The sequence below is a fragment of the Allobosea sp. CRIB-10 genome (genome assembly GCF_900112185.1).
In the GTDB taxonomy this organism is placed as follows: Bacteria; Pseudomonadota; Alphaproteobacteria; order Rhizobiales; family Beijerinckiaceae; genus Allobosea.
In genome coordinates this window covers 1-21535 of sequence record NZ_FOKP01000002.1, presented here as the reverse complement: position 1 = coordinate 21535, position 21535 = coordinate 1, and the positions used below count along the sequence as shown (strand labels likewise).

Sequence of the window (21535 nt, the reverse complement as noted above, 5' to 3'; positions counted from 1 at the left end):
GCCATGGCCGTCTTTCTGAACCGCGAGACCCGCGTGCTCTGCCAGGGCATGACCGGCTGGGCCGGCACGTACCATGTGGCGCGGATGATGGAATATGGCACCCAGGTCGTCGGCGGCGTGACGCCGGGCAAGGGCGGCCGCTCGCATCTGAACCTTCCGGTCTATGAGCGCGTGGCGGACGCGCGGCGCGAGACCGGGGCCAATGCCAGCATCGTCTTCGTGCCGCCGGCCAACGCCGCTGCCGCCATGATCGAGGCGATCGAGGCCGAGATGCCGCTGGTCGTCACCGTCACCGAGCGCATTCCGACCCTAGACATGGTGCGGGTGCGCTCGGCGCTGAAGGGTGGGCGCACCACATTGGTCGGCGCCAATTCGCAGGGAATCCTGGTGCCGGGCGTCGGCAAGCTCGGCGTGATGGCCACCGGTAGCGAGCGCCCGGGCGGCGTCGGCATCATCTCCCGGTCCGCCTCGTTGACGAGTGAGGTCGTGGCGCAGGTCACCGCGGCAGGGCTCGGCCAGTCTACGACGATCGGCGTCGGCGGCGATCCGATCCATGGCATCGGTATGCGCGAATGCCTCGAACTCCTGCTGGAGGATGCCGATACCGAATGTGTGGTGTTGATCGGCGAGATCGGCGGCACGGAGGAGGAGGAGGCGGCCGAGTATCTGGCCGGCGTCCGCATGTCGAAGCCCGTCATCGCGCTGATCGTCGGCCTGGAGGCGCCGCTCGATCGCCGCATGGGCCATGCCGGTGCGCTCGCTTTGAGCGGAAAGGGCGATGCTGCCGGCAAGATCAGGGCGCTGGAGGCTGCCGGCGTGCGGATCGCGCCGAGTGCCCATCTGGTCGGCGAGACCGTCCGGCAGGCGCTCGCCGAGGGGAGTTAGTCGCGTTGCGGCAGCCTTCCGCCGATCGAGAGGGTGATCTCGTCGGCGGCGCGCCGCACCATCGGCCCGTATTCGTCGAGCTTGCGCTGGGTCACGCGGACCGACGGGCCGGAGATGGAGACGCCAGCGATCGCCTCGGCATGCTCGTTGAAGATCGGGGCGGCGACGCAGCGCATGCCCAGCGAGCGTTCCTCGTCGTCGAGCGCCCAGCCGCGCCGGCGGCCCTCCGCCAGCTCGCGGAGGAAGCGGCCGAGATCGGTGATCGTATGATCCGTGAAGCGCTCAAGGCGCCGCAAGGCGCAGATCTGGCGCACGCGATGCTCGGGGAGCTCGGCCAGCAACGCCTTGCCCACGCCGGAGGCATGCATCGCGCCGCGGCTGCCGGCCCGGAAGAAGGCGCGCAGCGTATCGTGGCTCTCGACCTGCGAGATGAACACCACCTCGCCATTGTCCTCGATGCCGAGATTGACCGTCTCGCCGCTGGCTTCCATCAGTGCATGCATGGTGGCGCGCCCCATGCTCGCGACGCGGCGGTTGCGCAGGAAAGCCGAGCCGGTCTTGAAGGCGCCGACACCGACGAGCCAGATGCCGCGCTCCATATCGTGCTGGACGTAAGCGCGGCTCTCAAGCGTCAGCAAAATGCGATGTGCCGTGGAAGCCGAGACGCCAGAGCGCCGGCCGAGTTCGCTCAGCGTCAAGCCGTCCTCTTCGGCCAGGATTTCAAGCAAGGCCAGCCCGCGATCGAGCGCCTGCACGGCTCCGCCGGCGATCGCCGGCTTCAGCGAGCGCGGCCGCCCACGCCCTTTGCGGTGCTCGACCAGGCTCATGGCACCCTCCGTGACGATCGTTCGGAGCGTAGCAGAACACGGATGGTGCGCTGTGGGCAATTCGCAGCGAAAATAATTTTCGCATGATCCAAGAAATGCCAGATTGGATAAAGGTAATTATTTGATTTAAAATGAAAAATTATTTTCAATCGCGCCGTGAAAAATATTTCTGAAATAAATTGACCAAGGTCATTAGATGGCATCTGGTATGCCAATCATGGTTTTCTTGCGGGAGAACGGGCATGCCGAAAATGCGAGCTGTCGAGGCGGCGGTCAGGGTTCTGGAGCGTGAGGGCGTGACCCAGGCCTTCGGAGTGCCGGGTGCGGCGATCAACCCGTTCTATGCCGCGCTGAAGAGGCGCGAGTCGATCCATCACATCCTGGCGCGCCATGTCGAGGGCGCCTCGCATATGGCGGAGGGCTATACCCGCGCCAAGGCAGGCAATATCGGCGTCTGCATCGGCACCTCCGGCCCGGCCGGCACCGACATGATCACCGGCCTCTATTCGGCGATCGCCGACTCGACCCCGATCCTGTGCATCACCGGCCAGGCGCCGCGCGCCCGGCTCTACAAGGAGGATTTCCAGGCCGTCGACATCGAGGCCATCGCCAAGCCGGTGACCAAATGGGCGGTGACCGTGCGCGAGCCGGCGCTGGTGCCGCGCGTCTTCCAGCAGGCTTTCCACATCATGCGCTCGGGCCGTCCGGGCCCGGTGCTGATCGACCTGCCGGTCGACGTCCAGATGGCCGAGATCGAGTTCGACGACGAGACGTATGAGCCGCTGCCGGTCTACAAGCCGGCCGCCTCGCGCCGGCAGATTGAAAAGGCGATGGCGATGCTGGACGGCGCCGAGCGGCCGCTGATCGTCGCCGGCGGCGGCATCATCAACGCCGATGCTTGCGAGCTCCTGGTCGAGTTCGCCGAATTGACCGGTGTGCCGGTCGTGCCGACCCTGATGGGCTGGGGCGCGATTCCCGACGACCATCCGCTGATGGCTGGCATGGTCGGTTTGCAGACCAGCCATCGCTACGGCAACGCGACGATGCTCGCCTCGGATTTCGTCCTGGGCATCGGCAACCGCTGGGCCAATCGCCATACCGGCTCGATCGAGACCTACACCAAGGGCCGAAAATTCGTCCATGTCGACATCGAGCCGACCCAGATCGGCCGGGTCTTCAATCCGGATTTCGGCATCGTCTCCGATGCGAAGGTGGCGCTGGAGCTCTTCGTCGAGGTGGCGCGCGAGCGGGAAGGGAAGGGGCTGCTGAAGAACCGCAACGGCTGGGCGCAGGACTGCCGCGACCGGCGCGCCACCATGCTGCGCAAGAGCCATTTCGACACTGTGCCGCTGAAGCCGCAGCGGGTCTATGAGGAGATGAACGAGGCCTTCGGCCGCGACGTCTGCTACGTCTCGACCATCGGCCTGTCGCAGATCGCCGGAGCGCAGTTCCTGCGCGTCCACAATCCCCGCCACTGGATCAATTGCGGCCAGGCCGGCCCGCTGGGCTGGACGTTGCCGGCGGCACTCGGCGTCCGCGCGGCCGATCCGGAGCGCGAGATCGTGGCGCTGTCGGGCGATTACGACTTCCAGTTCCTGATCGAGGAGCTGGCGGTCGGGGCGCAGTTCAAGCTGCCCTACATCCACATCGTCGTGAACAACTCCTATCTCGGCCTGATCCGCCAGGCGCAGCGCGGCTTCGACATGGATTTCCAGGTCGGGCTCGCCTTCGAGAACATCAACGCGCCCGATCTCGACGGCTATGGCGTCGATCATGTCGCGGTCGCCGAGGGGCTCGGCTGCAAGGCGATCCGGGTGAAGAGCTCGAAAGAGTTCAAGGCCGCCTTCGCCCAGGCCAGGGCCTGGCTCAAGGAGCATCAGGTACCGGTTGTGATGGAGTTCATCCTCGAACGGGTCACCAACATCGCCATGGGCACCGAGATCGACAATGTCGTGGAGTTCGAGGAGGTGCTCGACCTGCCTCTGCCCGAGCCCGCACTGCAGCCCGCCCAATAAGCCCGATCAGTCTACGCCAGGGAGAGACCCATGCCTCGCTTTGCCGCCAACCTGACGATGCTGTTCAACGAGCTGCCCTTCCTGGAGCGCTTCCAGGCGGCGGCGGAAGCCGGCTTTAGCGGTGTCGAGTACCTGTTCCCCTATGGCTACGACAAATACGAGCTGGCTCGCCAGCTGAAGCGCTGGAAGCTGACCCAGGTGCTGCACAACCTACCCGCCGGCGACTGGGCCGCAGGGGAGCGCGGCATTGCGATCCTGCCCGACCGGATCACCGAGTTCCAGCACGGCGTGTTCGACGCGATCGACTATGCCCTCAAGCTGGGCTGCAGGCAGGTCAACTGCCTCGTGGGCATCGCGCCTGAGGGCGTCGAGCGGGCCAGGCTGCACGAGACGCTGGTCAACAATCTGCGCTTTGCCGCGCATGAGCTGTCGCAGGAGGGCATCGCGCTGCTGGTCGAGCCGATCAACACGCGCGACATGCCGGGCTTCTTCCTGAACAGCACGGCGCAGGCGCTGAGCCTGCTCGACGACGTCGATTCAAGCAATGTCTTCCTGCAGTACGACGTCTATCACATGCAGGTCATGGAGGGGGATCTCGCCCGCACGATCGAGGCCAATCTCGACCGGATCGCCCATATCCAGATCGCCGACAATCCCGGCCGCAACGAGCCCGGCACCGGCGAGATCAACTTCCCCTTCGTGTACCGGCACCTCGACGCCATCGGCTACGCCGGCTGGGTCGGCTGCGAATACAAGCCTGCCCGCAGCACCCGCGACGGCCTGACCTGGCTGCCGGGACACCCGAAGGCTGCGTGACGGAGACGGTCGACGATCCCGTCGAACGGAGGATACGGCACTCATGGCAAATATCGGTTTCATCGGCCTCGGCATCATGGGCCGCCCCATGGCGGAACACCTGATCACGGGCGGGCATACGCTGCACATATCGAGCCATCACAAGGCACCCGATGCAGAGCTGCAGGCGAAGGCGATCACGGTCCACCCGACGCCGAAGGCGGTCGCGGCGGCGAGCGAGATCGTCATCCTGATGCTGCCGGACACGCCGCAGGTCGAGGAGGTGCTGTTCGGCACGAACGGCGTGGCGCTCGGCCTGAACGAGGGCAGCATCGTCGTCGAGATGAGCTCGATCTCGCCGATGGCGACGAAGGAGTTCGCGAAGCGGGTCGAGGCGAACGGCTCGTCCTATCTCGACGCACCGGTTTCGGGCGGCGAGGTCGGCGCCAAGGCGGCGACGCTCACGATCATGGTCGGCGGGCCGCAAGGCGCGTTCGACAAGGTCAAGCCGCTATTCGAATTGATGGGCAAGAACATCACCCTGGTCGGCGGCAATGGCGACGGCCAGACCACCAAGGTCGCCAACCAGATCATCGTGGCCCTGACCATCGAGGCGGTCGGCGAGGCCCTGCTCTTCGCTTCCAAGGCCGGCGCCGATCCCGCCAAGGTCCGCCAGGCGCTGATGGGCGGCTTCGCTTCCTCGAAGATCCTCGAGATCCATGGCGAGCGCATGGTCAAGCGCACCTTCAACCCGGGTTTCCGCATCGGCCTGCACCGGAAGGACCTGAACCTCGCGCTGCAAAGCGCGCGCGCTCTCGGCGTCTCGCTGCCCAACACCGCGACGGCCCAGGAGCTGTTCAATGCCTGCGTCGCCCATGGCGGCAAGGACTGGGACCATTCGGCCATGGTGCGGGCGTTGGAGATCATGGCGAACCACCAGGTCGCGAGCTCATAGAAGCAAGAAAGGGGAGGCCCATGAAGATCTGCATCTACGGCGCCGGCGCGATCGGCGGCTATATGGGTGTGATGCTGAAGCGCGGCGGCCTCGACGTCTCGCTCGTGGCGCGCGGCGCCCATCTAGAGGCGATCAAAGCCAGGGGCCTGACCCTCGTCACCAAGACCGAAACGATCACCGAGCAGATGCCGGCGAGTCGCGATCCGCGCGATCTCGGCCACCAGGACTATGTGATCATCGCGCTCAAGGCGCACCAGGCCTGGGAGGCGGCGGAGGAGCTGAAGCCGCTCATCGGACCTGGGACCGCCGTCGTGACCGCCCAGAACGGCGTGCCCTGGTGGTATTTCCATGGCCTCGACGGTCCCCATGCCGATCTGCGGCTGCGTAGCGTCGACCCCGGCGACCGGCAGTGGAACGCGATCGGCCCCGAGCGCGTCATCGGCTGCACGGTCTACCCGGCGACCGAGATCACCGAGCCCGGCGTGATCAAGCACATCTATGGCGACCAGTTCGGCCTCGGCGAGCCCAACCGCCGGGAGAGCGAGCGGCTGACGCGCTTCGCCGATGCGATCGCCGCCGGCGGCATGAAGCCGAGGCTCTTCAGCGATATCCGCGACGACATCTGGCTCAAGCTCTGGGGCAATCTCTGCTTCAACCCGATCTCGGCATTGACCCATGCGACGCTCGATGTCGTCGCTACCGATCCCGGCACCCGGGCGCTCGCCCGCAACATGATGCTGGAGGCGCAGCAGATCGGCGAAAAGCTCGGGGTCCATTTCCGCGTCGATGTCGAGCGCCGGATCAACGGTGCGGCCGGCGTCGGCGCCCATCGCACCTCGATGCTGCAGGATCTGGATAAGGCCCGGCCGCTGGAGATCGACGCCCTGCTCGGCGCCGTGCAGGAGATGGGACGTCTCGTCGAGACACCGACGCCTTACATCGACGCGGTGCTCGGGCTCGTCCAGCAGATGGCGAGCGTGAGGGGACTCTATCCGACCTTCCCGCCCGAGGCGCTCGCCGGGGAGGGGGCTACCGAACCGGCACAGGAGCGACCGCTCCAGTTGGCGGCCTCGTGACGAGAGAGACGGTGCCATGTTGAACACGACCATCGAGCGGATAACGCGGGCGGAAAGTGTCCAGGCGAGCGCGCGTTGGGTGCGCTTCGTCTTTGCGGGTCGCGAACGCTTCGGCACACTTGTCGGTGGAGCGATCGCTATTCACAGCGGCGATATGTTCGCAGGGGCGCGGCCGACGGGCGAAAGAGTGCCGCTTGGCGAGGTCACGCTGCTGGCGCCGACCACCCCGTCCAAGATCATCGCCCTCTGGAACAATTTCCATGCGCTCGCCGCCAAGCTGTCGAGCCCGGTGCCGGCGGAGCCGCTTTACCTGATGAAGGCGCCGTCCTGCGCGGCGGGGCCGGACGCGACGATCGCGCGGCCGGCATCCTATGCGGGCAAGGTGGTCTATGAGGGCGAGCTCGGCATCGTCATCGGCCGCCGCTGCAGCAAGGTCACCCCGCAGGAGGCCGGCGAATTCATCTTCGGCTATACCTGCGTCAACGACATCACGGCGCTGGATCTGATCGCCGCCGATCCAAGCTTCGCGCAATGGGTACGCGCCAAGAGCTTCGACGGCTTCGGGCCGTTCGGCCCGGTGATCGCGACCGGCCTCGACCCGCGCGACCTGACGGTTCGCACGCTGCTGAACGGCCAGGAGCGCCAGAACTATCCCGTTGCCGACATGATCTTCCAGCCGCACGAGCTGGTCAGCCGACTCTCCCATGACATGACGCTGCTGCCGGGAGACCTGATCTGCTGCGGCACTTCGCTTGGCGTCGGCACCATGAAGGAGTCGCTCAACACGGTCGAGGTGACGATCGAGGGCATCGGCACGCTGGCCAACGCCTTCGTGCAGGGCAACTGATTGGTATCTCAGTCGAAGATGTCGGCGTGCTGGTCGACGAAAGCTGCGAGGCCCAGCGTATGCTCGCGCGAGAGGCGCTCCGCAAGGGCGACGTCGCGCTGCTCGAGCGCCTCGATGATCTGCAGGTGGTCGACGATGGAGCGGCTGGCGCGGTCCTCGCGCCCGATCGTCATCTGGCGGATGCCACGTACATGCAGCAGCAGATTGTCGGTCATCTCGACGAGCAATTGCGATTTGCTCAGCCCGATCAGGGTCTGATGGAAGAGAAGATTGGCCGACGAGTATTCGCCGACATGGTCGGACGGCTTGTGTGCCTCGTCGAAAGCCTTGAACAAGAGGCGAAGCCTGCCGATCTCGGCATCGCTGGCACGCTCCACGGCGAGGCGCGCGGCCATGCTCTCCAGCGCCGCCCAGGCCTGGATCATCTCGACGATCTCGCTCTTGGTCTTCTTCAGAACCATGATGCCACGGCGTGGCAGCGACTTCACCAGCCCTTCCTGCTCGAGCATCGCGACGGCCTCGCGCACCGGCGTACGGCTGACGCCGAGCTGCTCCGAGAGCTGGCGCTCGTCGATCCAGGTCGGCTCCGGTGTGCCGTAGATGTCCATGGTGATGATCGCCTGCTTCAGCGCAGCATAGACCTTGGTCTTGAAGGTCACCTCGGGCGCGAAGCGTTTGAGCTCGAGGCCCTGCGTCACGGCGGCGGGTGTGGTGGTGGCGCTGGGGGCTTTCACGATCGCTACTCCTGCATTGCTGCAGGGCATAGCGCCGGGGGCACGCCGCGTCTACGCGGCGGGCAAAGTTGATTGCCGTAGCGGCAGCCGGAATGGAGGCCCTGTGTCCGGATGGTTACGGGCGCCACAGGGGAAGGTCGGATCGACTGATCGTCGGCTGGGACCTGGCAGCCGGGATCAGAATGACCATTCGATCTCGGCGCAGCGCTTCTTGACGGCGACCTCGCCGCTGAGCAGCTCGACCAGCGTCTTTCCAAGCCGCGCCGGTGATGGCGAGACCCGGATGCCGGCTGCTTCCATCGCCGCGATCTTGTCCTCGGCACCGCCCTTGCCGCCGGAAATGATCGCCCCCGCATGGCCCATGCGGCGGCCGGGAGGCGCCGTCCGGCCGGCGATGAAGCCGACCATCGGCTTGGCTCGTCCGCGCCTGGCCTCATCCCTGATGAACTGGGCCGCGTCTTCCTCGGCCGAGCCGCCGATCTCGCCGATCATCACGATCGACTCGGTCGCGGGGTCGGCCAGGAACATTTCCAGCATGTCGATGAACTCGGTGCCCTTGACGGGGTCGCCGCCGATGCCGACGGCCGTGGTCTGGCCCAGCCCCTCGCAACTGGTCTGGAACACCGCCTCATAGGTCAGCGTGCCGGAGCGCGAGACGATGCCGACCGAGCCGCGCTTGAAGATGTTGGCTGGCATGATGCCGATCTTGCTCTCGCCGGCGGTGACGATGCCCGGGCAGTTCGGCCCGATCAACCGCGACTTCGAGCCGGAGAGCATGCGCTTGACCTTGATCATGTCCATCACCGGGATGCCCTCGGTGATGCAGACGATCAGCGGCATCTCTGCGTCGATCGCCTCGCAGATCGCGTCGGCCGCGCCCGGCGGCGGAACGTAGACGACGGAGGCGGTGGCGCCGGTCTTCGCGCGCGCCTCGGCGACGGTGTTGAACACGGGCAGATTCAGATGGTTCTGGCCGCCCTTGCCGGGGGCGACGCCGCCGACCATGCGCGTGCCATAGGCGATCGCCTGCTCGGAGTGGAAGGTGCCGTTCTTGCCGGTGAAACCCTGGCAGATGACCTTGGTGGCCTTGTCGATCAGGATGGACATGTTTCTTCCCCTAGATCACGTCGCGTTGGCGCGGGCTCGTCTCAACGCAAAAAGCATGATCGTTTTTAGTTGTTTGGAGCATTGCCCGTGCGGGAACTCGGCTCCCGCGCTTTCTTCCCGTCCCTAATTCTTGCGCACGGCGGTGACGATCTTCTGGGCGGCGTCGTCGAGGTCGTCGGCGGGAATGACGTTGAGACCGGAGGAGCGGATGATCGCCTTGCCCTCCTCGACGTTCGTCCCTTCGAGGCGAACCACCAGCGGCACTTCCAGCCCGACGGTCTTCACCGCCGCGATCACGCCGCGGGCGATGACGTCGCATTTCATGATGCCGCCGAAGATGTTGACCAGGATGCCCTTCACATTGGGATCGGCGGTGATGATCTTGAAGGCGGCCGTGACCTTCTCTTCGGAGGCGCCACCGCCGACATCGAGGAAGTTGGCGGGGCTCTCGCCGTAGAGCTGGATGATGTCGAGCGTCGCCATGGCGAGGCCGGCGCCGTTGACCATGCAGCCGATCGTGCCGTCGAGCGCGATATAGGCGAGGTCGTACTTGGACGCCTCGATCTCCTTGGCGTCTTCCTCGGTCTCGTCGCGCAGCTTGTAGACGTCCGGATGCCGGTAAAGCGCGTTGTCGTCGAAGGAGATCTTGGCGTCGAGGCAACGCAGCTTGCCGTCCTTGGTGACGATCAGGGGGTTGATCTCGAGCATCGCCATGTCCTTGGCGATGAAGGCGGCATAGAGCTTGGTGGTCAGGTCCTCGGCCTGCTTGGCGAGGTCGCCGGAGAGGTTCAGCGCCTCGGCGACGGTGCGGCCATGCAGCGGCATGATCCCGGTGGCCGGATCGACCGAAAAGGTCTTGATCTTCTCGGGCGTATCGTGCGCGACGGCCTCGATATCCATGCCGCCTTCGGTCGAAACCACGAAGGAGATCCGCGAGGTCTCGCGGTCGACCAGCATCGAGAGATAGAATTCGCGGTCGATCAGCGAGCCGTCCTCGATATAGAGCCGATTGACCTGTTTGCCGGCCGGGCCGGTCTGGACGGTGACCAGGGTGTGGCCGAGCATCTGCTGGACGAAAGCCTTGGCCTCGTCGACCGACTTCGCCAGGCGAACCCCGCCCTTTTCGCCGGCCTCGGCCTCCTTGAAGGTGCCTTTGCCGCGGCCGCCGGCATGGATCTGCGATTTGACGACCCAGACCGGACCCCGCAGCTGCTTTGCGGCGGCCTCGGCATCCTCAGCCGTCAGCACGGGGAGGCCGTCCGGGACGGGCACCCCGAATTCCCTCAGCAACCCCTTCGCCTGATATTCATGGATGTTCATTGCGATCTCTCTCGAAGTTCGGGGAGAGCGACCGGCCCTTCCGAGGCGCCGGCCATTCGGAACAGAAGCCTTGAACGATTTGTCTGCGCGCTTTCCGTTCGACCATCGGTCGAACGAAAAGAATTCGCGCAAAACTATAATGTTGAGCCTGTTCTCATCGCAAAAGTGGTATCCACTTTTGCGGAACATGCTCTAGGCCGCTCCCTCCTGCCGGATGGGAGCGGCGATCACGCGTTGCGTGCAGCCTGCGACGCTGGACGGACTCCGGGAGTCGCGGGAATCGGGAACCTGGCGGCTCAGCCCTTGATCAGGCCGGCGGCGCGCGCCCATTTGTACTTGGCGCCCAGCACCTCGACCGGCGTCTCCGTGGTGTACGGATAGGCCACGATGCCGTGGTCGTAGAGCTTCTCGCAGGCCTTCTCGACCTCGACATCGCCGACCAGCGAGGCGACGATCGGCTTGTCGATGCCCTTGGCGCGGGCCTCGGTGACGACCTCGATCATCTTGTCGGCGAAGACCAGCGGCGGCGTCACGATCGTATGCCAGTAGCCGAGGATGAGCGCATGGATGCGCTCGTCATTGAGGCCGAGCCGGACCGTGTTCTGGTAAGTCAGCGGCGGCTCGCCGCCGGTGATGTCGACCGGGTTGCCGGCGGCGCCGAAGGGCGGGATGAACTTGCGGAAGGCCGCGTCGAGATCGTCTGGCATCTTCATCAGCGTCAGGCCGTTGTCGAAGCAGGCGTCCGAGAGCAGCACGCCGGAACCGCCGGCGCCGGTGATGATCAGGACGTTCTCGCCCTTCGGCGCCGGCAGGACCTGCACGCCGCGGGCATATTCGAGCATGCCGCGCAGCGAGGGCGCGCGGATGACGCCCGACGCCTTGAGGACGTCGTCATAGATCTTGTCGTTGCCGGCGAGCGCGCCGGTATGCGAGGCGGCGGCCTTGGCGCCATAAGCCGTGCGCCCGGCCTTGAGCACGATCACCGGCTTCTTCTTCGAGACGCGCTCGGCGACCTCGGAGAAGGCACGGCCGTCCTTCAGGTCCTCGCAATGCATCGCGATCACCGAGGTGTTCGGATCCTGCTCGAAGAAGGTCAGCAGGTCGTCCTCGTCGAGATCAGACTTGTTGCCCAGGCCGACGATCGAGGAGACGCCCATCTTGGTCGAGCGGGCGAAGCCGATTATCGACATGCCGACGCCGCCGGACTGCGAGGACAGGGCCGCCTTGCCCTTGACGTCGAAGGCCGTGCAGAAGGTCGCGCAGAGGTTCTCCGGCGTATAGTAGAAGCCGTAGATGTTCGGCCCCATGATCCGGACATTGTACTTGCGGGCGGTCGCCAGCAGCTCTTCCTGCAGCTCGGGCTCGCCTGACTCGGCAAAGCCCGAGGGGATCATCACCGTGCCGGGCACGCCCTTGCGGCCGACCTCGTCCATGGCGCCGTTGCAAAGCTTGGCCGGCACGGCGAAGACCGCGACATCGACCTCGCCGTCATAGTCGAGGATCGACTTGTAGGCCTTGATGCCCTCGATCGTGTCGGCCTTCGGGTGCACGGGCACGATCGTGCCCTTGTAGCCGCCATTGATCAGGTTCTTCATCACCGAATTGCCGATCTTGCCGGCCTCGTTCGAAGCGCCGATCACCGCCACCGCCTTCGGGTGGAAAATGCGGTTCATCGCCCTGACGATCTCATCCTGATCCGGGCGGAAGCGCTCCTTGCGCGCCTCGAAATTGCAGACGATGCGGGCGTCGACCGCCGTCGCGCCGGATTTCGTCGCGAAGACGGGGTTGAGGTCGAGCTCCTCGATCTCCGGGAAATCGTCGAGCAGCGCCGAGACCTGGACGAGGATCGAGGCGAGCGCGCCGCGGTCGACGGCTTCGCCGCCGCGCACGCCGTCGAGCATCTCCTTGGCCTTGATCGAGCCGATCATGTCGAGCGCCTGCGCCTCGTTGACCGGCGCCAGGCGGAAGGTCAGGTCCTTCAGCACCTCGACGAGCACGCCGCCGAGACCGAAGGCGACGAGCTTGCCGAAGGAGGGGTCAGTGATCGCGCCGATCAGCGTCTCGGTCGCGCCCGTGGGCAGCATCTGTTGGACCTGGATGCCCTCGATCTTGGCGTCGGCCTTGTACTTCCTGGCATTGGCCAGGATGGTGTCATGGGCTCGGCGCGCCTCGTCATCGCTCTTGACGCCGACGATCACGCCGCCGGCATCGGTCTTGTGCAGGATGTCGGCGGACACGATCTTCATGACGACGGGATAGCCCATGCCGCCGGCGAGCCTGGCGGCCTCATCGGCCGATTTGGCTAGGCCTTCCTTGGGCAGCGGGATGTTGTAGGCGTCGCAGACCAGCTTGGCTTCGGGAGCCGTCAGACTGGTGCGGCCATCGGCCTTGACGCCATCCAGGACCTTGCGAACCGTTGCCTGGTCGATGTCTGTTTCGCGCGGATTCATCTTGAGGGCTGCGTGGTTCATGATGCGCTTCCTCCCGTGGAATCTTATTTGCTGATCCTTCGGCGGGCTGCCCGTGTGCTTCGGTGCGTTCCGCCCGGCCGAGGTTCTTGTTTGGTATTTGGCATGCCAATTAGCGCGACTGTCAAGAGGGGATTAGTGACGAGAAGCGACGGATTGGGCCCGACAATGCGAAACGATTCCGCCATGTGTCATCAATTGGCATTATGAATGCCAGTGCTAGCGCCTCGAAATCTGTCGAATAACCCCTCCCGGTTCGCCGCGAGTGCCGGGATGACGGCGCAGCAAGCAGGCGTCGGCTCGGCCAAGGCTCGAACGAGGAGGCCAATCTGTTCCAGAAGCTGGTTCGAACCGGTTTCGGCTCGAACAATTCCGACCGCTGCACCAGGCTCTGCCACGCGCCCTCGGGGGCCGCCCTGATGGAGGCGTCAATTCCCGCGCGGTCACCGCACCGTTCGCTCTCGGTGCGAAACCATGCGCGCATGAAAAAGAGGCGGCACCTCGTTGCCAAAGCGCCGCCCATAGTCGCCATCGAGGGCTCGGAGGGAGCTATTCCGCCGCCTCGCGGGTCAGCGCGCCGGTGGCGCCGGACTCGGTGATCGCGGCGATCCGTGCCTCGTCGAATTTCAGAACGTCGCGCAGCACCTCGTCGGTGTGCTCGCCGAGCAGCGGCGAGCGCTTCACCACGGTCGGGCTGTTGGAGAGCTTGATCGGATTGCCGACCGAGAGGTACTTGCCGCGCTTGGGATGGTCGACCTCGACCACGGTGCCGGTGTCGCGCAGCGACTTCTCCTCGGCGATCTCCTTCATCGACAGGATCGGCCCGCAGGGGATGTCGTATTCGTTGAGGAGGTCCATGGCCTCGAACTTGGTCTTGGTCATGGTCCACTGCTCGATCCGCCCGAAGATCTCGTTCAGCCGAGGCAGGCGGGCCGGCGGCTTGGCGTAGTTCGGATCGGTCTTCCAGCCCGGCTCGCCGATGACGTCGCAGATCTTCTCCCAGACAGGCGCCTGGGTGATGAAGTAGATATAGGCGTTGGGGTCGGTCTCCCAGCCCTTGCACTTGAGAATGCGGCCGGGCTGGCCGCCGCCGGAATCATTGCCGGCGCGCGGCACGGCGTCGCCGAAGGGCACGCCCTCGCCGAACTGGCTGTATTCCTTCAGCGGGCCGTGCTCGAGGCGCTGCTGGTCGCGCAGCTTGACGCGGCAGAGATTGAGCACGCCGTCCTGCATCGCGCAATCGACCTTCTGGCCGAGGCCGGAATGGGTGCGGTGATAGAGCGCCGTGACGATGCCGAGCGCCAGATGCAGCCCGGTGCCCGAGTCGCCGATCTGGGCGCCGGTGACGAGCGGCACGCCGTCGCGGAAGCCGGTGGTCGAGGCGGCGCCGCCGGCGCATTGCGCGACGTTCTCGTAGACCTTGCAGTCCTCATAGGGACCGGGGCCGAAGCCCTTGACCGAGGCGACGATCAGCCGGGGATTGGTGGCGTGGATCTTCTCCCAGGTCAGGCCCATGCGGTCGAGCACGCCGGGGGCGAAGTTCTCGACGAGGACGTCGCAGACCTTCACCATCTCCCAGAGCACTTCCATGCCCTTGGGGTTCTTGGTGTCGAGCGTGATCGAACGCTTGTTGTGGTTCAGCATCGTAAAATAGAGGCTGTCCGCATCCGGCACGTCGCAGAGCTGGCCGCGCGTGATGTCGCCGCTGCCGGGACGCTCGACCTTGATCACGTCGGCGCCGAACCAGGCGAGAAGCTGCGTGCAGGTCGGGCCTGACTGGACATGGGTGAAGTCGAGAATCTTGACGCCTTCGAGCGCTTTCATTGTTGAGTCCTCCCTTACTTCTTCTTGAGTGCGCTTTGCGGATTGAGATTGCCGATGCGGCCGCTTTCGCTGCCGGCGGTCGGGTCGATCACCGCGTTGATCAGGGTGGGCTTGCCGCTGTCCATCGCGGCGTTGACGGCGCGCTTCAGTTCGTCGGGCGAGACCGCGTTGACGCCGACGCCGCCGAACGCCTCCATCATGCGGTCGTAGCGGGCATCCTTGACGAAGACGGTCGTGGCCGGATCGTCGCCGGCCGTGTTGACGTCGGTGCCGCGATAGATGCCGTTATTGTTGAAGATGACGACGCAGATCGGCAGGTTGTACCGGCAGATCGTCTCGACCTCCATGCCGGAGAAGCCGAAGGCCGAATCGCCCTCGACGGCGAGCACGGGCTTGCCGGTCTCGACGGCGGCGGCGATGGCATAGCCCATGCCGATGCCCATCACGCCCCAGGTGCCGACATCGAGACGCTTGCGCGGCTGATGCATGTCGATGACGCCGCGCGCGAGGTCGAGCGTGTTGGCGCCTTCATTGATCAGGATGGCGTCAGGCCGCTCCGCGATGATCGTACGCAGCACACCGAGCGCACCGTGATAGTCCATTGGCACGTTGTTGTTCATCAGGCGCGGCGCCATCTTGGCGACGTTCTCGTCGCGCTTCCTGGCGACGGCCGCGGTCCAGTCGGCCGGCGGCACCGGCCAGGCGCCGCCCATGCCCGCGAGCAGCGCGGAGACGCAGGAGCCGATATCGCCGACCACGGGCGCGACGATCTCGACATTGGAGTCCATCTCCTTCGGCTCGATGTCGATCTGGATGAACTTCTTCGGCTGATCGCCCCAGCTCTTGCCCTTGCCGTGCGACAGCAGCCAGTTGAGCCGAGCGCCGATCAGCATGACGACGTCGGAATCCTTCAGCACCGTCGAGCGCGCCGCGCCGGCGCATTGCGGATGCAGATCCGGCAGCAGGCCCTTGGCCATGCTCATCGGCAGGAAGGGAATACCGCTCCTTTCGACGAACTGGCGGATCTCGTCGTCGGCCTGGGCATAGGCCGCGCCCTTGCCGAGGATGATCAGCGGGCGCTTGGCGCCCTTGAGCACGTCGAGCGCGCGCTTGACCGCCTCCGGCGCGGGCAGCTGGGCCGGCGCGGCGTCGATCACCTTGACCAGCGACTTGCGGCCTTCCTCGGCGCCCATCACCTGGCCGAACAGCTTGGCCGGCAGGTCGAGATAGACGCCGCCGGGCCGGCCGGAGACCGCGGCCCGGATCGCGCGCGCCAGGCCGATGCCGATATCCTGCGCGTGCAGGACGCGGAACGCCGCCTTGCACAGCGGCTTGGCGACGGCGAGCTGGTCCATCTCCTCATAGTCGCCCTGCTGCAGGTCGACGATCTCACGCTCCGACGAGCCGGAGATCAGGATCATCGGGAAGCAGTTCGTGGTGGCGTGCGCGAGCGCGGTCAGGCCGTTGAGGAAGCCGGGTGCCGATACGGTGAGGCAGATGCCGGGCTTCTTGGTGAGGAAGCCGGCGATCGAGGCGGCGTAGCCGGCATTCTGTTCGTGGCGAAACGACAGCACGCGAATGCCCGCCGCCTGCGCCATGCGGCCGAAATCGGTGATCGGGATGCCCGGTACGCCATAGATCGTGTCGAGGCCGTTGAGCTTCAACGCATCGATGATGAGGTTGAAGCCGTCGGTCAGCTCGCGCTCAGCTTCCGGCGCGGCAGAAGAGATGCTTTGTACAACTGCGGACATCCCGCTTCTCCCTAGATAGATGTTTGTTGTCGATAATTCTTCTTTGTTGGTCTTGGTCCGGCTCAGTCGAGCTGGACGAATTGTTCGACGTGCTGGCGCAGCTTGAGCGTGTGCTCACGCACGAGGCGCTCGGCGCGCTCGCCGTTGCGGGTCTCCAGGGCCTCGATGATCTCCTTGTGATCGACGATCGAACGCCGGGCCCGGTCCTTCTCGAAGATCGTGCGCTGGCGGATGCCGCGCACATGCGTGAACAGGCCGTTGGTGATCTCCGCGATAAGCTTGCAGCCCGAGAGGGCGATGATCGCCGCGTGAAAGCGGATATTGGCGTCGGAGTATTCGCCCACATGCCCCTCGAGCGCGTCGCTGTCGAAGGTGTCGACGAGGGTGTGCAGCCCGGCGATCTCCTCGTCCGAGGCGACTTCGGTGGCGAGCCGGGCGGCCATGCTTTCGAGCGCGGCCCAGACCGTGATCATCTCGAGGATCTCGGCCTTGGTCTTGCGCACGATGAAGATGCCGCGTCGGGGCGCGATCCTGACCAGGCCTTCCTGCTCGAGCTGGGCCAGCGCCTCGCGCAGCGGCGTCCGGCTGACGCCGAACTGGAGCGAGAGCGCGCGCTCGTCGAGCCGCAGCTCGGCGCCGGCGTCATAGATCTTCATCGCGCCGATCGCGGCCTTCAGCGCCTCATAGGTGCGGCTCTTGAGGCTCTGCACCTCCTCGATCGGCTGAATTTCAAGCTGTGCCTTGATCATTGCGACGTCGATTTCCGTTCTGCCTTACCCGAGCCTCGCCCGGACGCAGGATGCGTCCCAGCCCGGTGGTTTCTGGCATACCATATAATGAAAGAAATGGTGGCGCAACGGCCGAAACCCAGCAATTATTATGCTGCGCCGCATCCAAATATGGCATATTGCATGCCAAGCAGTTTCATCCTAGGCTAACTCAAACAAGGCCAGTCAGCTCTGCGTTGGTCATTGCGCGGTCCCTGAACAAGGCCATTTTATGGGGACGAAGCGCTATGGATGAACTGAACGCCCTGTTCGGCGGATTCGCCGTTGCTCTCAGCGCCTATCACATCCTGCTCATGGTCATCGGCATCACGCTCGGCGTCGTCATCGGCGTTCTGCCGGGGCTCGGCGGTGCAAACGGCGTCGCCATTCTCCTGCCTTTGACCTTCACCATGCCGCCGACCTCGGCGATCATCCTGCTGACCAGCATCTACTGGGGCGCGCTGTTCGGCGGCGCCATCACCTCGATCCTGTTCAACATTCCCGGCGAGCCCTGGTCGGTGGCGACGACCTTCGATGGGCACCCGATGGCGCAAAACGGCAAGGCCGACGAGGCGCTGGTCGGCGCCTTCACGGCCTCCTTCGTCGGCGCCATCTTCGCCGTCTGCCTGATCACCTTCCTGGCGCCGGTGGTCGCTAAATTCGCCTTGAAATTCGGTCCAGCCGAGTTCTTCGCGGTGCAGTTCCTCACCTTCGCCAGCTTCATCGGCATGGGCCGGGGCTCGCCGTTCAAGACGATCGCCTCGATGTGCCTGGGCTTCGCGCTCGCCTCCGTCGGGCTCGACGGCGTGACCGGCACCCTCCGGATGACCTTCGGCCAGGACGAGCTGCTGAACGGCTTCAAGTTCCTCGTCGCCGTCATCGGCCTGTTCGGCATCGGCGAGATCCTCTGCTCGATGGAGGATGGGCTGAAGTTCAACGGAGCCGCTGCGAAGCTGCGCATGGACGCGGTCATCCGCACCTGGAAGCAACTGCCGGCGATGAGCATGACCTTCCTCCGCAGCTGCATCGTCGGCTGCTGGATGGGCATCACTCCCGGCGGCGCGACGCCAGCCTCCTTCATGGGCTATGGCATCGCCAAGCGCCTCTCGAAGCGCGGCGACAATTTTGGCAAGGGCGAGCTCGAGGGCGTCGTCGCGCCGGAGACCGCCGCCCACGCCGCCGGCACGAGCGCGCTGCTGCCGATGCTGACGCTCGGCATCCCCGGCTCGCCGACCGCAGCGGTGCTGCTCGGCGGCCTGCTGATCTGGGGTCTGCAGCCCGGCCCGCTGCTCTTCGTCGAGCAGAAGGATTTCGTCTGGGGCCTGATCGCCTCGATGTATCTCGGCAACGTCGTCGGCCTCGTCATGGTGCTGACCTGCGTGCCCTTCTTCGCCGCGATCCTGCGCGTGCCCTTCTCGATCATTGCGCCGGCCATCGTCTTCGTCTGCGCCATCGGTGCCTTCACCGTGAACAACGCGATGTTCGACGTCTGGATGATGCTGGTCTTCGGTGTGCTCGGCTATCTCTTCAACAAGCTGCGCTACCCGCTGCCGCCGCTCGTGCTGGCGCTGGTGCTCGGCGACCAGGCGGAGAGCTCCTTCCGCCAGGCCATGCTGGTCTCGCAGGGCAATGTCGGCGTGTTCTGGTCGAACTGGCTCTGTGGCGGGATCATGACGCTCGGCCTGCTGATGGCGTTCTGGCCGGCCCTGCAGGCGCTGCGCACCAAACTCTCGAGCAACGACGCCGTCGCCCGCGCAGCCTGAGGCCCGCGCGGGCCGGTTTCCGCAAACTATTCGCCTTCATGACTTTACCAACGCGGCACCAAAGCCGCCTCAAGGGAGGAAGCGTGATGATCCGGACGGGAGCGTCTAAGGCAAGGACAATTGCGATAGCGCTGGCGGCGAGCGCCTGCCTGACCGCGCCAGCCCTGGCGCAGCAGAAATGGGAACCGAGCAAGCCCGTGACGCTGGTCATCCCGGCGGGTACCGGCGGCGGTGCCGACCAGATGGCGCGCTTCATCCAGGGCGTCGTCCAGAAGCACAGCCTGATGAAGCAGCCGCTGATCGTGATCAACAAGGCGGGCGGTGCCGGCGCCGAAGGCTTCCTGGAGATGAAGGCCAGCGCCAACGATCCGCACAAGATCACCATCACCCTGTCGAACGTCTTCACGACGCCGCTCGGCACCGGCTCGCCCTTCAACTGGAAGGACATGAAGCCGGTCGCGATGCTGGCGCTCGACCAGTTCATCCTGTGGACGAACAGCGAGAAGCCCTACAAGACGACGAAGGACTATGTGGAGGCGGTCAAGGCCGGCGAGGACCGCCAGTTCAAGATGGGCGGCACCGGCTCGAAGCAGGAAGACCAGATCGTCACGGCGGCGGTCGAGCAGCAGACCGGCGGCAAGAAGTTCACCTACGTGCCCTATGCCGGTGGCGGCCAGGTCGCGGTTCAACTCGTCGGCAACCATGTCGACTCGACCGTGAACAACCCGATCGAGGCCGTCGGCCAATGGCGTGCTGGCCAACTGCGTCCGCTCTGCATCTTCGATGCGCAGCGCTCGACCTACACCGCCAAGGTCACCGAGAAGGAAGCCTGGAGCGACATTCCGACCTGCAAGGAATCGGGTTTGCCGGTCGAATACCAGATGCTGCGCGGCATCTTCACCACCAAGAATGCCAAGCCCGAGCAGGTCGCCTTCTATGTCGATCTGCTCAAGAAGGTGATGGCGACGCCGGACTGGAAGGAATTCATGGAGAAGGGCGCCTTCAACCAGACCTTCATGACCGGCCCCGATTTCGAAAAGTGGCTGACCACTGCGGAGGCGCTGCATTCCGACTTGATGAAAAAGGCCGGCTTCCTCGCGACCCAGTGAGCCCGACAGCAGCGGAGCGCGGCGCCAGCGATCGCGCTCCGATCAGCCAACCGTCATGAAGCCGGCGCGCCGGAAACGGAAGCCAGCCAGGAGCAAGACAATGAGCAGCAACGAAGAAGCCGAAGAACGCCCGCTCGTCAGCCATCGCACGCTGGACATCGCGGTCGCGATCTTCTTCCTGATCGTCGCGGCGATCGTGATGACCGACAGCCTGCGCCTCGGCATCTCCTGGAAGCCGAACGAGGGGCCGCAGCCCGGCCTGTTCCCGTTCTACATCGTCATGGCGATGGGCATCGCCTCGCTGATCAACCTGGCCCATGCGCTGCCGGACACGGCAGAGGGCGAGAAGGTTGCGACGACCGTGCCGGGCCTCAAGCGCATGGCGGCGATCTTCGTTCCCGCCGTCGTCTTCGTGCTGGCGACGAACTATATCGGCATCTACGTTTCGGCCGCGATCTATATCGGCGCCTTCATGGTGTTCTTCGGCAAGTTCGCGGTGTGGAAGGCTCTGGCCGTCTCGCTCGGCATTGCGATCGTCAATTTCATGATGTTCGAGGTCTGGTTCCTGGTGCCGCTGCCGAAGGGGCCGCTGGAGACCGCGCTCGGCTACTGATACCCCATGCCGCGCGAGCTGTTCGAGGCGACCCTCCGGCGCTGCACCGCGGAGGGGCTCGTCGGCGGCGAAGGCTTCGCGGTCGATGCCGGCCTGATCCGAGCCGACGCAAACAAGCAAGGCTCGGCCGACGCGTCCGAGCCGATCGACCGGGATGATCTGGCCCGGACACGGCGCTCGGTGCGCGAGCATCTCGATACGCTCGACGAGGCCGCCTGGGGCGCCGCGAGCGAGGCCAAGCCGAAGTTCGTCTCGCGCTCCGATCCGGCGGCGCAATGGACCGGAGCCCTGACGGGCCATGCCTTCTTCGCCTATGCGACCAACTATCTGATCGAGCTCGACCACGCCGTCATCGTCGATGTCGAGGCCAGCCGCGCCATCCGGCAGGCTTAAGGTCGGCTCGGCCCGGACCATGCTCGATCGGACGCAGGAGCGCTTCGGCCTCTGGCCGGTGAGGCTCGCCGCCGACAGCGCCTATGGCATCGGACCGAAAAGTGGAATCCTCTTTTCGGAAGAATCCGATGCGATAACAATGTGATAGATCATCGTTATCGCGTCCGATCGGACGCGCGATGCTCTAGGGTCTAAACTCAACGGCCAGTTTGTGATTCAAGCAGGTCATGGGAGAGGTAAGTTCCATGAGCCGCTTGTTTTGGTTGAATGACGAGCAATGGTCGCA

The 21535-nt window shown here is 65.2% G+C and carries 17 protein-coding genes and 1 pseudogene; 10 read left to right on the top strand and 8 right to left on the bottom strand.

Going from position 1 to position 21535, the window contains the following annotated elements; genetic code table 11:
* Positions 1 to 3 precede the first annotated feature (3 nt).
* Positions 4 to 885: a succinate--CoA ligase subunit alpha gene (gene sucD, locus BMZ69_RS02880; RefSeq protein ID WP_092154697.1), complete on the top strand. Its 882-nt coding sequence runs from the start codon at positions 4 to 6 to the stop codon at positions 883 to 885.
* Here the strand turns inward: sucD (BMZ69_RS02880) and bhcR are convergent.
* Positions 882 to 1712: an HTH-type transcriptional regulator BhcR gene (bhcR, locus tag BMZ69_RS02875; protein WP_092154695.1), complete on the bottom strand. Its 831-nt coding sequence runs from the start codon at positions 1710 to 1712 to the stop codon at positions 882 to 884. The two genes, sucD (BMZ69_RS02880) and bhcR, sit on opposite strands and share 4 nt — an antisense overlap.
* 242 nt (positions 1713 to 1954) lie before the next feature.
* On the opposite strand from bhcR, the gene gcl reads away from it, so the two are divergent.
* Genes gcl through BMZ69_RS02850 form a run of 5 tightly spaced genes read left to right on the top strand, consistent with a single transcriptional unit; the run spans position 1955 to position 7400 of the window.
* A complete protein-coding gene (gene gcl, locus BMZ69_RS02870) occupies positions 1955 to 3727 on the top strand; it encodes a glyoxylate carboligase (RefSeq protein WP_092154693.1) in 1773 nt (590 codons plus the stop codon).
* 30 nt (positions 3728 to 3757) lie between these two features.
* The gene (hyi, locus tag BMZ69_RS02865; protein WP_092154691.1) at positions 3758 to 4543 is read left to right on the top strand and encodes a hydroxypyruvate isomerase; all 786 of its coding nucleotides are present in this window, start codon (positions 3758 to 3760) and stop codon (positions 4541 to 4543) included.
* Positions 4544 to 4586: 43 nt separating this feature from the next.
* Positions 4587 to 5477, top strand: coding sequence for a 2-hydroxy-3-oxopropionate reductase (locus BMZ69_RS02860; protein ID WP_092154689.1), 891 nt, complete (start codon positions 4587 to 4589; stop codon positions 5475 to 5477).
* 20 nt (positions 5478 to 5497) lie between these two features.
* The gene (locus tag BMZ69_RS02855; RefSeq protein ID WP_092154687.1) at positions 5498 to 6553 is read left to right on the top strand and encodes a 2-dehydropantoate 2-reductase; all 1056 of its coding nucleotides are present in this window, start codon (positions 5498 to 5500) and stop codon (positions 6551 to 6553) included.
* Between the two features lie 16 nt (positions 6554 to 6569).
* Positions 6570 to 7400, top strand: a complete 831-nt coding sequence (locus BMZ69_RS02850; RefSeq protein ID WP_092154685.1) for a fumarylacetoacetate hydrolase family protein — start codon at positions 6570 to 6572, stop codon at positions 7398 to 7400.
* An 8-nt stretch (positions 7401 to 7408) separates the two neighbouring features.
* On the opposite strand, the gene BMZ69_RS02845 is transcribed toward BMZ69_RS02850, so the two are convergent.
* From BMZ69_RS02845 to BMZ69_RS02815, 7 genes are all read right to left on the bottom strand, one after another.
* Complete coding sequence (locus tag BMZ69_RS02845) at positions 7409 to 8134, bottom strand: GntR family transcriptional regulator (RefSeq protein WP_244543183.1); 726 nt, start codon at positions 8132 to 8134, stop codon at positions 7409 to 7411.
* Between the two features lie 177 nt (positions 8135 to 8311).
* Positions 8312 to 9241 (bottom strand): succinate--CoA ligase subunit alpha, encoded by a 930-nt coding sequence (sucD, locus tag BMZ69_RS02840; protein ID WP_092154681.1) that lies wholly within the window; start codon positions 9239 to 9241, stop codon positions 8312 to 8314.
* Positions 9242 to 9364: 123 nt separating this feature from the next.
* Positions 9365 to 10561, bottom strand: coding sequence for an ADP-forming succinate--CoA ligase subunit beta (sucC, locus tag BMZ69_RS02835; protein WP_092154679.1), 1197 nt, complete (start codon positions 10559 to 10561; stop codon positions 9365 to 9367).
* A gap of 296 nt (positions 10562 to 10857) precedes the next feature.
* Complete coding sequence (locus tag BMZ69_RS02830; RefSeq protein WP_175506642.1) at positions 10858 to 13032, bottom strand: acetate--CoA ligase family protein; 2175 nt, start codon at positions 13030 to 13032, stop codon at positions 10858 to 10860.
* A 546-nt stretch (positions 13033 to 13578) separates the two neighbouring features.
* Positions 13579 to 14853: a formyl-CoA transferase gene (gene frc, locus BMZ69_RS02825; RefSeq protein WP_092154677.1), complete on the bottom strand. Its 1275-nt coding sequence runs from the start codon at positions 14851 to 14853 to the stop codon at positions 13579 to 13581.
* 14 nt (positions 14854 to 14867) lie between these two features.
* On the bottom strand, positions 14868 to 16604 hold the full coding sequence (oxc, locus tag BMZ69_RS02820; RefSeq protein WP_092154674.1) for an oxalyl-CoA decarboxylase: 1737 nt from the start codon (positions 16602 to 16604) through the stop codon (positions 14868 to 14870).
* A 62-nt stretch (positions 16605 to 16666) separates the two neighbouring features.
* Positions 16667 to 17353, bottom strand: coding sequence for a GntR family transcriptional regulator (locus BMZ69_RS02815; protein WP_092154672.1), 687 nt, complete (start codon positions 17351 to 17353; stop codon positions 16667 to 16669).
* Positions 17354 to 17619: 266 nt separating this feature from the next.
* On the opposite strand from BMZ69_RS02815, the gene BMZ69_RS02810 reads away from it, so the two are divergent.
* The 4 genes and pseudogenes from BMZ69_RS02810 to BMZ69_RS02795 form a co-directional block, all read left to right on the top strand.
* Complete coding sequence (locus BMZ69_RS02810) at positions 17620 to 19134, top strand: tripartite tricarboxylate transporter permease (RefSeq protein WP_092154670.1); 1515 nt, start codon at positions 17620 to 17622, stop codon at positions 19132 to 19134.
* Positions 19135 to 19220: 86 nt separating this feature from the next.
* Positions 19221 to 20243 (top strand): Bug family tripartite tricarboxylate transporter substrate binding protein, encoded by a 1023-nt coding sequence (locus tag BMZ69_RS02805; RefSeq protein WP_092154668.1) that lies wholly within the window; start codon positions 19221 to 19223, stop codon positions 20241 to 20243.
* A gap of 100 nt (positions 20244 to 20343) precedes the next feature.
* Positions 20344 to 20856 (top strand): tripartite tricarboxylate transporter TctB family protein, encoded by a 513-nt coding sequence (locus BMZ69_RS02800; RefSeq protein ID WP_092154666.1) that lies wholly within the window; start codon positions 20344 to 20346, stop codon positions 20854 to 20856.
* Positions 20857 to 20862: 6 nt separating this feature from the next.
* Positions 20863 to 21337 (top strand): annotated as a pseudogene (locus BMZ69_RS02795) (IS5/IS1182 family transposase); the annotation flags it as partial.
* Positions 21338 to 21535 lie beyond the last annotated feature (198 nt).